Below are 10787 nucleotides of genomic sequence, written 5' to 3'. Positions count from 1 at the left end.
GGCGCGCGCGGAGGGGCGTGCGCGGAGGGGCGTGCGCGAGGGGGCGTGCGCGAGGGGGCGTGCGCGAGGGGGTGCGTGCGGAGGGGTCAGTGGCGGGCGCGCTTCACCTCGTGGAACAGGGGCATGCGGATCAGGGGGAGCAGGGAGTCCCAGATCGTGAGGGCGTCGTCGGTGCCGGGGACCTCGGTGACGATCGGGCCGTGGATGCCGCGGTCGGCGCCCGGCACCATCAGCACCGGTGAGCCGATGTCCGGGCCGGCGGAGGCGTACGCGAGGGCGTGCGACTCGCGTACCGCCTGGTCCCAGCTGTCGTCGTCGAGCGCCGCCGCCGCGTCGCGCAGGCCGGCCGCCTCGACGGCCGCCTCCAGGACCTTCGGGCCTGGAGGGTCGCCCGCGTCGTGGGTGCGGGTCCCCAGTTCGGTGTAGAACCGGCCGCCGTCGTCGTGGCGGCCCTGCGCGCGCAGCGCCTCCACCAGTCGCAGCGCCCGGCTCGAGGCCTCCAGCGCCTCGGCGAACTGCGGTGCGATCTTGCCCTGGTTGAGGACGGCCAGGCTGAACGCCCGCCACTCGATGCGCAGGTTGCGGGCGTCGGCGACGGCGACGAGCCAGCGCGAGGTGCGCCAGGTCCACGGGCAGGCGGGGTCGAAGAAGAACGTGGCGTCCATTCGGCGAGCCTACGGTCGGAAACGTCGGCGCGCAGCGCGGTGATTTGCACCACACCGGTGACTGTAGGTCCCGTCTCGGCAGCGCAAGGTTTCGGGACTTCGCAGGTCGGGCAGTGTTGGGGCCACGAAACGCCCGGGGCTCGACGGAATGCCTGGTCAACGCCCCGCCGTCTCGCCGTGCGCCGGGGCACGGAAAGCCTCTCCCCGGCCTCGCCGAGAAAGAGGGGAGGGGTGATGAGCGACCCTGACAAGACCCGACGCCGGATGCGTGTACGCGCGCTGGCGGCGGCCGCGACGTTGACGTTGGTGGCGCCCATGGCCGCGTGCGCTTCCGGTGACGGAGACGGCGGTACACCCACGATCAACCTGTACTACCCGCCGGAGCAGAACCTGCAGAAGGTGGTCGACGACTGCAACGCGCAGGCGCAGGGACGGTACAAGATCGCCTACCGGGTGCTGCCCCGGCAGGCCGACGAGCAGCGGGTGCAGATGGTGCGTCGGCTCGCCGCTCAGGACACCGGGATGGACGTGCTCGGCCTCGACGTCACGTGGACCCAGGAGTTCGCCAGCGCGGACTGGATCCTGGAGTGGACCGGGGAGAACAAGGCGGAGGCCGAGGCAGGCACCCTCGAAGGACCGCTGGACACCGCCCGGTACGAGGACAAGCTCTACGCGGCGCCGAAGAACACCAACGTGCAGCTGCTCTGGTACCGCAAGGACCTCGTCCAGGAGCCGCCGACGACCTGGGACGAGATGATCAAGACGGCCCAGGACCTCAAGCAGCAGGGCAAGCCGTACCAGGTGCTCACCATGGGCGCCCAGTACGAGGGCCTGGTCGTCCTCTACAACACCCTCGCCGAGAGCGCCGGCGGCCGGATCCTCAGCGAGGACGGCGAGCAGGCCGTCATGGACGAGGGCACGGTGCGGGCGCTGGAGCAGCTCAAGGCGTTCGCCACGTCGGGCGTTGCCTCGCCGTCGTTCAGCAACGCCACCGAGGACCCGGTGCGGTTGGAGTTCCAGTCCGGCGCCGGCGCGTTCCAGGTGAACTGGCCGTTCGTCTACCCGGCGCTGCAGGAGGCGAACCCGGACCTGGCCAAGCAGGTCGGCTGGGCGCGCGTCCCGGGCATCGACGAGGGCACCCCGAGCAAGGTCACCATCGGCGGGGTGAACATGGCCGTCAGCGCGTACTCGAAGCACCCCGAGGAGTCCTTCGAGGCCGCGAAGTGCATCCGCAACGAGAAGAACCAGAAGTTCTCCGCGATCAACGACGGCGTGCCGCCGACCATCGAGAAGGTCTACGACGACCCGGAGATGGCCGAGGCGTACCCGATGAAGGAGACCATCCTCGAGGAGCTCAGGGAGCCGGCGGTCCGTCCGCTGACCCCGGCGTACCAGAGCATCTCGACCGTCATGTCGGCGATCCTGTCGCCGCCGTCGGGGATCGACCCGCAGAGCACCGCCGACGAGCTGCGCTCCGCCATCGCCGACGCACTCGTGTCGAAGGGGGTGCTGCCGTGAGCGAGCGCAGCGAGCGAACCATGCGGCTCAGCGCCATCGAGGCTCGTGGCGTCGCCGACCGAAGGGAGGGGACGGCATGAGCATCAACGCCACGCCGGCGGGCGCGGACGTGACCGCGGACGAGACCGCCGCCCGCTCGACCGGCCGGCACGCCGCCGTGCCGGCGCAGCGGACCGGTAGGGCCGCGAAGGCGCCGCTGAGCGAGAACAAGCGGGCCGAACGCAAGCTCGGCTGGCTGCTCTGCGCCCCGGCCGCGCTGGTCATGCTGCTGGTCACCGCCTACCCGATCCTGTACTCGATCTGGCTGTCGATGCAGCGCTTCGACCTGCGTTTCCCGGCCGAGCGCGAGTTCATCGGGCTGGAGAACTACGTCACGGTGCTCACCAACGAGTTCTGGTGGACGGCGTTCGGCGTGACCATGCTGATCACGGTGGTCACCGTCGCCGTCGAGCTGGTGCTCGGCATGGGCCTCGCGCTGATCATGCACCGCACCCTGGTCGGGCGCGGCATCGTCCGGACCGCCGCGCTGATCCCGTACGGCATCGTCACGGTCGTCGCCGCCTTCTCCTGGCGGTACGCGTGGACGCCCGGCACGGGTTACCTCGCGAACCTGTTCAGCGAGGGCGCGCCGCTGACCGAACGGGCCAGCTCGCTCGCGATCATCATGCTCGCCGAGATCTGGAAGACCACCCCGTTCATGGCGCTGCTGCTGATGGCGGGCCTGGCGCTGGTGCCGGAGGACCTGCTGAAGGCCGCCTCCACCGACGGCGCCACCGCGTGGCAGCGGTTCACCAAGGTGATGCTGCCGGTGATGAAGCCGGCGATCCTGGTCGCGCTGCTGTTCCGCACCCTGGACGCGTTCCGGGTGTTCGACAACATCTACGTGCTGACCGCGGGCGCCAACGAGACCTCGTCGGTCTCGATGATCGCCTACAACAACCTGATCCGGGGGCTCAACCTCGGCATCGGGTCGACGATGTCGGTGCTGATCTTCCTCACCGTGGCGATCATCGCCTTCATCTTCGTGAAGCTGTTCGGTACCGCTGCCCCGGGCAGCGACGACGGGGAGAGGCGCTGACATGGCTGACACCACCACCCGGGCCAAGGTCCGTTGGGGTCTGCTCGACCTGATCGTCGTCGTCTTCGCGCTGGTGCCGGTGCTCTGGATCGCCTCGCTGTCGTTCAAGACACCGGCGACGCTGACCGACGGCAAGTTCTGGCCCCGCGAGTGGACGCTGGACAACTACCGGACGATCTTCCAGACCGACCAGTTCGTCCGCGCCCTGGTCAACTCGATCGGCATCGCGTTGATCGCCACGCTGATCGCGGTGGTCCTCGGCGCGATGGCCGCGTACGCGATCTCCCGGCTGGACTTCCCCGGCAAGAAGCTGCTGGTCGGCGTCTCGCTGCTGATCGCGATGTTCCCGCAGGTGTCCCTGGTGTCGCCGCTGTTCGAGATCGAGCGGCAGCTCGGCCTCTTCGACACCTGGCCGGGCCTGATCCTGCCGTACATCACCTTCGCCCTGCCGTTGGCGATCTACACGCTGTCGGCGTTCTTCAAGCAGATCCCCTGGGACCTGGAGAAGGCGGCGAAGATGGACGGTGCGACGCAGGGCCAGGCGTTCCGCCGGGTCATCGCGCCGCTGGCCGCGCCGGGGCTGTTCACCACGGCGATCCTGGTCTTCATCTTCTGCTGGAACGACTTCCTGTTCGCCATCACGCTGACCTCCACCGAGCGGGCCCGTACGGTGCCGGTCGCGTTGTCGTTCTTCACCGGCGAGTCGCAGTTCGAGGACCCCACCGGGGCGATCTGCGCCGCCGCCGTGGTGATCACCGTTCCGATCATCCTGTTCGTTCTCTTCTTCCAGCGCCGCATCGTGTCCGGCCTGACGTCCGGCGCAGTCAAGGGATAGGTGGTAGTCGTGGCTGACATCGTGCTCGACAAGGTGAGCAAGAAGTTCCCGGACGGCACCGTCGCGGTGGCCGACGTCGACCTGGAGATCGCCGACGGCGAGTTCGTCATCCTGGTCGGCCCGTCCGGCTGCGGGAAGTCCACCACCCTGAACATGATCGCGGGCCTGGAGGACATCAGCTCCGGCGAGCTGCGCATCGGCGGGCAGAAGGTCAACGACAAGGCCCCCCGGGACCGGGACATCGCGATGGTGTTCCAGTCGTACGCCCTCTACCCGAACATGACGGTCCGGGAGAACATGGCGTTCCCGCTGCGGCTGGCGAAGCTGGACAAGGAGACGATCAACCAGAAGGTGGACGAGGCCGCGAAGGTCCTGGAGCTGACCGCGCTGCTGGACCGCAAGCCGGCCAACCTCTCCGGTGGGCAGCGCCAGCGGGTCGCGATGGGGCGGGCGATCGTCCGGCAGCCCAAGGCGTTCCTCATGGACGAGCCGCTGTCCAACCTGGACGCCAAGCTGCGGGTGCAGATGCGGACCGTGGTTTCGCGGCTGCAGAAGCAGCTCGGCACCACCACCGTGTACGTCACCCACGACCAGACCGAGGCGATGACCCTCGGCGACCGTGTGGTGATCATGCGGGGCGGCGCGATCCAGCAGGTCGGCCCGCCGCAGGAGCTGTACGACCACCCGCGCAACCTGTTCGTCGCCGGGTTCATCGGCTCGCCGTCGATGAACTTCCTGCACGCGGCGGTGGAGGACGGGAAGCTGCGGACCGCCCTGGGCGACGTGCCGATCGGCGACCGGGTCCGCCGGGAGCTCTCCGAGGCCGACGCCCCACGGGAGCTGATCCTCGGCATCCGGCCGGAGCACTTCGAGGACGCCGAACTGGTCGACGACGACACGCGCCGGCGCGGCATGGAGTTCGAGGCGCCGGTGGAGATCGTCGAGTCGATGGGTTCGGACAAGTACGTCTACTTCACCGTCGAGGGGGAGCGGGCCAGCGCCGCCGAGCTGGAGGAACTGGCCGCCGACGCGGGCGCGGACTTCACCGGCGGCGGGGCGAACCTGGTGACCCGGCTGTCGGCCGAGTCCCCGGTCGCCGAGGGGCAGAACCGGCGGGTGTGGTTCAACCTGGAGAAGATCCACCTCTTCGACCCCACCAACGGCCGCAACCTCACCCTGCACGAGGGCCGAGCGGCCGGCGCCCTCGCCGACTGACGAGATCCGCGGGCTGCCGTCGGCAGCCAGCAGTTTCGGGGAAAGTGCGGCCTCCGCGACATGGAAGGCAGCACTTTCCCCGAAACTGCGTCCGGGCGCTGAACGCCTACCACAGCGAGGAAGTACCAGTCGGCCGCCACAGGTCTGAGAAATTCTCGCTGGTCGGCTGTTGATCTTCGGGGGGCGATCTGCTTGGCTGCGTCCGCGATGACCTCGCACAACCTCTCGAAAAACCGGAGACAGTTATGTCCTTCATCGACGCGATCAAGTCGGTTCTCACTCAGTACGTCGGCTTCAAGGGCCGGGCCCGCCGGTCGGAGTACTGGTGGTTCGCCCTCTTCAGCTTCCTCGTTTCCCTGGTCGCGGGCTTCCTGGACGGTGTACTGGGAATGTCCCTCGGAGAGGGCGGGTCCCTCGGCGTTCTCGGCCTCATCGTCAGCCTGGCGCTCCTGCTGCCGACGCTGGCGGTCGCCGTGCGACGCCTGCACGACACCGACAAGTCGGGGTGGTGGCTGCTGATCGGGCTGGTGCCGCTCGTGGGCGGCATCGTCCTGCTGGTGTTCTTCGTCAAGGACGGCACGCCCGGGACGAACCGCTTCGGCGACGACCCCAAGGCCGAGACGCAGGCGGCACCCAGCTTCGCCTGATCCCGATCGAGAAACCGACCGCCTGGCACGGTTTCGCAAAGGGCTGGCCGGTTCGCCTGACGAACCGGCCGGCCCGTTTGTACGAAGAGGGCCGGCCGCCGCCGCCCTGAGCTGGGGGATTGTCAGCCGAGCCGCTTCGCCAGGTCCACGAAGGACCGCCACGACGCGGAGGTGAGGTGGAGGGTGCCGCCGTCGCGGTCCTTGGTGTCGCGCACCAGTACGACGCCCGGCAGGTTGTCGGCCACCTCGACGCACGCGCCGCCGTTGCCGCCGGACCTGCTCGACTTGCGCCACCGGGGGGTCAGTACATCCATGACTTCGCCGCTTCCTTGATCCGCTCGATCGACTTCCGGCGGGGGAGCGCCTCGTTCCGCACGATCTCCCACGTCTTCGACAGCTTAGCGACATCCGCTGGGGCGTCGACGATCTGCGCCTTGAGCTGGTTGTCGGCATAAGCCACCCGCTCGCCGTCCGGCAGTTCGGCGATGATGAACTGGCCGGCCAGCCCCAGGTACATCCCGGCGTCCGACGGCACGACGTGCAACTGGACGTGCTCCCACGCCGCCAGCTCGATCAGACGCTCGCACTGCTCCAGCATGAGTCCCGGCTGGTCGATCACCGGCCGGCGGAGCACCGCCTCGTCGATGACGGCGATGAACTGCGGGGGCTGGTCCCGTTCCAGGATCGCCTGGCGGTCCCGTCGGGACGCCACGTTCCGGTCGATCTCCTCGGCGGTGAACCGACCGCCGCTGAGGGTGGCGCGGGCGTACCGTTCGGTCTGGAGCAGGCCGGGCAGGTAGGACACCTCGAACCAGCGCAGCGTGGTCGCCTCCCGCTCGAACTCGATCCACTCGCGTAGCCACGGCGGTGCGGTGTCGAGCTGACCCAGGTCGCGCAGCATCCGGGTGAACCGCTCCCCGGTCCGGTGTGCGGTGTCGACCGCCGTCATGTACTCCCTGGTGGGCGGCCGGCCGCCGGTCTCCACCGAGCTGACATGGGACCCCGAGTAACCGATGGCGCGGCCGAAGTCGTCCTGGCTGAGCCCGAGCTCGGCCCGGAACAGGCGCAGCTCGCTGATGATGTACCCGGCAGCGGTCCCCATCGATTCCCCAACTTCTGCTCGTCCTCGGCGACGTGCTCCCCATGACTGCTCGGCTGTACCGCTGACCTGCGCGGATGCCGGGAGCGCGTATCGACGGTAGCGGTGTCCTCAGCAGACTGTCACGAGGCTGGACCGCAAGCCAGCCCCGCCCGCAGAGGAGACCGCCGGTGATCTTCACGCAACTGCCGCAGCCGAGGCTCGGCCCGTACCCGGAGCACCCTCGCCACCGCACCGAGGGCGAGCCGCCGCACACTCCACTGCGGCCGGTCTGGGCCTGCCGTGCCTGTGGCCAGCCGTGGCCGTGTCCGGTGGCCCGCCTCATGCTCAAGGCCGAGTTCGAGGGGAGGTACCCGACCCTGTCGATCTACCTCGCCGGTCTCCTGTACGAGGCGATGCACGACCTGTACCACCTGAATCCCCACGACGGGCCGAGCCCGCGCGACCTGTTCAGCCGCTTCGTGGGGTGGGGACCGTTCCGCAGACCGCCAACGAGTGCACCGTGAGCGCACTCGCGCCACGCGTCGATCTCCGGCGCAGGCACAGGCGGGATGGCAGACGGCGGGCTCAGCCAGCCAGGAAGGCAAGGACCTTCGGCCAGCTGTCGCGGCGAGCCGCGGCGTCGGCCGCGCGGGTGCCGCCCAGCCTCCTGACGACGTCGGTGCCCGGAGGGATCGTCGACGTGCCCGCGGCGAGGTGCGGGAAGCTGCCCACACCGTGGCCGGCGTCCGGATAGACCAGGGCCTGGTGTGCGGCGGTGACCCGGGCGTCGTCGAGGCGGCGCATGATCCGGCGCGCGTGCGCGGCGGACCGCCAGACCTGGTCGTCGCCACCGGCGATGGCGAGGACCGGACCGGCCACGTCGGTGACCGGGATGGCGGTCCTCGGCACCGGGACGCCGCCCTTGGTCCAGGCGTGGCCCCCGTTGGGAAACCCGGACCAGACGGCGTCGCTGGGCGCGTACAGGATGGTGCCACGGACGATCTCGGGGTCATGCCCCGCCAGCAGCAGCGCGGCCTCGGAGCCGCGGGAGTAGCCGTTGACCACCACCCCTCCGGGATCCGCCCCCGGCTGCGCGCGCAAGAAGCGCGCCGCCGTCACGAAGTACTCCAGCGGTATGTCGCGCAGAGTCTCGGGCAGGCCGGGCACGCCGAAGTAGCCCAGCGCCAGCGCCGGGTAGCCGTGCGAGGCGAGCAGCGCCGCGTCGTACTTCCGCCCCACACCGCCCTCGGACCCACCGAGGAGCAGTACGCCGGGGCGGCGCACCGCGTTCTCGGGCGGCAGGAACAGGAGGCCGGCCACTCCGTCAGCATCGAGTGCCAGGGTGCGGTGGGTCACGCCGGGCGCGGTCCACCGCCGGGTCACGGTGCGCGCCGCGATCTCCCGCCCGGCGACGGTCACGGTCAACCGGACCTCGAACGCCCCGGCCACCTCCGGGTGCCCAGGACTGAACCACTCCTGGTCCGGATCGCCGGTCGGTGGCCGCATCGACCAGAACAGGCCCATGCCGTCGGCGCCACGGTAGGAGCCCGACACGGACGCCGACCGATCGAGGTCGACGACGCCGTCGCCGTCCGCCGCGAAGGTCGCCTCCCCACGCCAGGAGCGACCCCGAGCGTCTGCGGCCTGTGACGCGACGGTGACGGTCTCGCGGGCCCGCAGGCCCGACACCCGCACATGAACGGCCTGATCAGCCAGAGCGGTCTCGGCATCCACCTCGATCGTGGCCTGGGTCGAATGCCGCGCTGAGCACGCCGTGGCGCCACCACTGACGACCACGACGGCGATCAGACCGACCAGCCCACGCCGGATGCCCACGCCGCGCATGGTAGGGCTTGACGGCAAACGCCGCGGCCCGGCCCACCGCCGCGATCCCGGTCGGCTGAACCCACCGGCGACCGGCGTGCGGGCGGGTGGGCCGAACCGGCCCACCCGCCCGTGACGCGTCTGTCGTCAGCGACGTCGCCGGCTCGCCTCAGGGATGTCCGCCTCGATCCGTTCCCGCCGGATCTGCTCGTCGATCGGCTGCTCCTCGACGACCTCGTCCTTGGCCAGGTGGACCCGTTCGACCGGCACCGACTCCTTCGCGACCACCGGCCGCTCGGCGCGCAGGATCATCTCCTGCTCCGCCTCGCCGATGTCGGCGCGCGTCCGCCGTGCGTCGCCGGGGGCGATGGGCTCCCGCTCGACGTACACCTCGTCGTGCTCGACCGGCACGGTGGTGTGGACGTCCTCGGTCACGACGTACTTGCGCAGTCGTACCCGTCCGGCGGGTTCGCTCTCGGTGCCGACCCGCAGCCGCTCCTCCGACCTGATCAGGTCACCGCCGGCGGAGGGTGCCCGCCCTCGGGCGGTCGGCGGTGTCTGCGGTACCAGGTTGTAGTGCGCGAAGAGCTGTTGGAGCTGCGCCTCGCCCAACGGCTCGTCGGCACCGGCGTCCACGGCGGGAGCGTTCTTCACGGTGGACGTGTCGTACCCGACCGTCAGCCCGCCGTCGCCGATCCGCGCCTTGTCGAGCGGTGCCATGGCCTCCTTGCGGCCCATCCCGCTCGCCTTCACGCTGACCCAGGTCGGCTCGCCCGCGGCGTCGGCCCAGATCTGACCCACGTTGCCGATCTTCGAACCCGACCGGTCCTTGACGTCCTGCCCGTACAGCGAGTTGGCCTGCTGTGCGTTGAGCCTCATGGGTTGCCTCCCTCTCGTGTCACGGCCTGGATACCCGCCCGGCCGGAGCGGTCACGTCGATGGCGCGCCGGATAGGAGCAGTGCTGCGTGGACCCGCACCACGTGGCAGGGTGGGGCCGTTGGGGCGGGGGAGGTGGATGGGACATGGATCGAGGACTGGCCGCCCTGGCCCAGGCGCACGGCGTGGCGACCTCGTACGAGGACTGGCTGCACCGCCGGGTGGAGGTGGCGCCGGAGACCGTCGTCGCCGTTCTGGGGCTGCTCGGCGTGGACGCCACCGGCCCGGCCGCGATCGCCGACGCGCTGGCCGAGGTCGAGGCGCGCGACCCCGAGGCGCTGCCCCCGACGGTGGTGCTCACCGCCGGCGCCACCCGCCCGTTGCCCGGCCCCGCCACGGTGCTGCTTGAGGAGGGCGGCACCCGCCGCGTCGACGGCGAGCTGCCCCGGGACCTGCCGTTGGGCTGGCACCGGTTGGAGTGCCAGGGTCGGGACGTGCCGCTGGTGGTGGTGCCGCGCCGGCTGCCCGAACCGCCCGCGGCCTGGGGATGGATGCTTCAGCTCTACGCGCTCGGTTCGGAACGGTCCTGGGGCATGGGGGACCTCGGTGACCTGACCGAGTTCACCGGCTGGGCGGGGCGCACCGGCGCCGGACTGGTGCTGCTGAACCCGTTGCACGCGCCCGCGCCGACGCACCCGGTGACCTCCTCGCCGTACTCGCCGTCCAGCCGGCGCTTCACCAACCCGCTCTACCTGCGGGTGGCCGACACCTCCGCGTACCGGGCGGCGGACCCAGCGACGCGGGCGGTGGTGGACGCGCTGCGCCCGGACCGCAGCGACCTCGTCGACTACGACGCGGTCTGGGCCGCGAAGCGGCACGCCCTGGAGCTGCTGCGGCCCTCCGGCGAGCCGTTCGACGCCGACGCCGACGAGGACCTGACGGCGTTCGCGACGTGGCGGAGATCCGAGCCCTCGTCGCCACGCTCTCCCCGCCGGGCGGGGACTGCCCCACCGCGCCAGATCTGGAACTCAGACCGCCAGCAGGAGA

General features: G+C 70.6%; 12 protein-coding genes. 7 read left to right on the top strand and 5 right to left on the bottom strand.

Going from position 1 to position 10787, the window contains the following annotated elements; all coding sequences use genetic code 11:
• Nucleotides 1-86: 86 nt before the first annotated feature.
• Complete coding sequence (locus AB0I76_RS13815; protein ID WP_357034364.1) at nucleotides 87-665, bottom strand: DsbA family protein; 579 nt, start codon at nucleotides 663-665, stop codon at nucleotides 87-89.
• 234 nt (nucleotides 666-899) lie between these two features.
• Here AB0I76_RS13815 and AB0I76_RS13810 point away from each other — a divergent pair, with 234 nt between their 5' ends.
• The 5 genes from AB0I76_RS13810 to AB0I76_RS13790 all read left to right on the top strand — a co-directional run bounded on the left by AB0I76_RS13810 (nucleotide 900) and on the right by AB0I76_RS13790 (nucleotide 5958).
• Complete coding sequence (locus tag AB0I76_RS13810; protein ID WP_357034362.1) at nucleotides 900-2183, top strand: ABC transporter substrate-binding protein; 1284 nt, start codon at nucleotides 900-902, stop codon at nucleotides 2181-2183.
• 76 nt (nucleotides 2184-2259) lie between these two features.
• Nucleotides 2260-3261: a sugar ABC transporter permease gene (locus AB0I76_RS13805; RefSeq protein WP_357034361.1), complete on the top strand. Its 1002-nt coding sequence runs from the start codon at nucleotides 2260-2262 to the stop codon at nucleotides 3259-3261.
• 1 nt (nucleotide 3262) lies between these two features.
• Nucleotides 3263-4096, top strand: a complete 834-nt coding sequence (locus AB0I76_RS13800) for a carbohydrate ABC transporter permease (protein WP_357034359.1) — start codon at nucleotides 3263-3265, stop codon at nucleotides 4094-4096.
• A gap of 9 nt (nucleotides 4097-4105) precedes the next feature.
• Entirely contained in the window at nucleotides 4106-5311 is a 1206-nt protein-coding gene (gene ugpC, locus AB0I76_RS13795; protein ID WP_357034357.1) for a sn-glycerol-3-phosphate ABC transporter ATP-binding protein UgpC, read from the top strand.
• 245 nt (nucleotides 5312-5556) lie between these two features.
• Nucleotides 5557-5958 carry a DUF805 domain-containing protein gene (locus AB0I76_RS13790; RefSeq protein ID WP_357034355.1) on the top strand — a complete coding sequence of 134 codons (402 nt, stop codon included), beginning with the start codon at nucleotides 5557-5559 and terminating at the stop codon, nucleotides 5956-5958.
• Between the two features lie 122 nt (nucleotides 5959-6080).
• On the opposite strand, the gene AB0I76_RS13785 is transcribed toward AB0I76_RS13790, so the two are convergent.
• Together AB0I76_RS13785 and AB0I76_RS13780 are read right to left on the bottom strand one after the other, a co-directional pair.
• Complete coding sequence (locus AB0I76_RS13785; RefSeq protein WP_357034353.1) at nucleotides 6081-6272, bottom strand: DUF397 domain-containing protein; 192 nt, start codon at nucleotides 6270-6272, stop codon at nucleotides 6081-6083.
• On the bottom strand, nucleotides 6260-7060 hold the full coding sequence (locus tag AB0I76_RS13780) for a helix-turn-helix transcriptional regulator (protein ID WP_357034351.1): 801 nt from the start codon (nucleotides 7058-7060) through the stop codon (nucleotides 6260-6262). Before AB0I76_RS13780 ends, AB0I76_RS13785 begins: the two co-directional genes overlap by 13 nt.
• A gap of 167 nt (nucleotides 7061-7227) precedes the next feature.
• Between AB0I76_RS13780 and AB0I76_RS13775 the strand changes: the two genes are divergently transcribed.
• Nucleotides 7228-7563 (top strand): hypothetical protein, encoded by a 336-nt coding sequence (locus AB0I76_RS13775; protein WP_357034349.1) that lies wholly within the window; start codon nucleotides 7228-7230, stop codon nucleotides 7561-7563.
• A 61-nt stretch (nucleotides 7564-7624) separates the two neighbouring features.
• Here the strand turns inward: AB0I76_RS13775 and AB0I76_RS13770 are convergent, their stop codons facing one another.
• Together AB0I76_RS13770 and AB0I76_RS13765 are read right to left on the bottom strand one after the other, a co-directional pair.
• Nucleotides 7625-8875 carry an acyl-CoA thioesterase/bile acid-CoA:amino acid N-acyltransferase family protein gene (locus AB0I76_RS13770; protein ID WP_357034347.1) on the bottom strand — a complete coding sequence of 417 codons (1251 nt, stop codon included), beginning with the start codon at nucleotides 8873-8875 and terminating at the stop codon, nucleotides 7625-7627.
• A gap of 135 nt (nucleotides 8876-9010) precedes the next feature.
• Nucleotides 9011-9742: a YsnF/AvaK domain-containing protein gene (locus AB0I76_RS13765; protein WP_357034344.1), complete on the bottom strand. Its 732-nt coding sequence runs from the start codon at nucleotides 9740-9742 to the stop codon at nucleotides 9011-9013.
• A 144-nt stretch (nucleotides 9743-9886) separates the two neighbouring features.
• Between AB0I76_RS13765 and AB0I76_RS13760 the strand changes: the two genes are divergently transcribed.
• A partial coding sequence (locus tag AB0I76_RS13760; protein WP_357034342.1) for a 4-alpha-glucanotransferase occupies nucleotides 9887-10787 on the top strand: 901 nt, incomplete at its 3' end.

This window comes from Micromonospora sp. NPDC049799 (genome assembly GCF_040656655.1).
Taxonomy (GTDB): Bacteria; Actinomycetota; Actinomycetes; order Mycobacteriales; family Micromonosporaceae; genus Micromonospora.
Note: the sequence above shows the minus strand (reverse complement) of the source record. Positions and strands in the feature narration are given on the sequence as shown.

What these genes read in the sequence shown, in the direction of transcription:
- AB0I76_RS13765 (WP_357034344.1), bottom strand. Translation starts at nt 9,742, where the DNA reads ATGAGGCTCAACGCACAGCAGGCCAACTCGCTGTACGGGCAGGACGTC.
- AB0I76_RS13815 (WP_357034364.1), bottom strand. Translation starts at nt 665, where the DNA reads ATGGACGCCACGTTCTTCTTCGACCCCGCCTGCCCGTGGACCTGGCGC.
- AB0I76_RS13810 (WP_357034362.1), top strand. Translation starts at nt 900, where the DNA reads ATGAGCGACCCTGACAAGACCCGACGCCGGATGCGTGTACGCGCGCTG.
- AB0I76_RS13785 (WP_357034353.1), bottom strand. Translation starts at nt 6,272, where the DNA reads ATGGATGTACTGACCCCCCGGTGGCGCAAGTCGAGCAGGTCCGGCGGC.
- AB0I76_RS13790 (WP_357034355.1), top strand. Translation starts at nt 5,557, where the DNA reads ATGTCCTTCATCGACGCGATCAAGTCGGTTCTCACTCAGTACGTCGGC.
- AB0I76_RS13800 (WP_357034359.1), top strand. Translation starts at nt 3,263, where the DNA reads ATGGCTGACACCACCACCCGGGCCAAGGTCCGTTGGGGTCTGCTCGAC.
- AB0I76_RS13805 (WP_357034361.1), top strand. Translation starts at nt 2,260, where the DNA reads ATGAGCATCAACGCCACGCCGGCGGGCGCGGACGTGACCGCGGACGAG.
- AB0I76_RS13780 (WP_357034351.1), bottom strand. Translation starts at nt 7,060, where the DNA reads ATGGGGACCGCTGCCGGGTACATCATCAGCGAGCTGCGCCTGTTCCGG.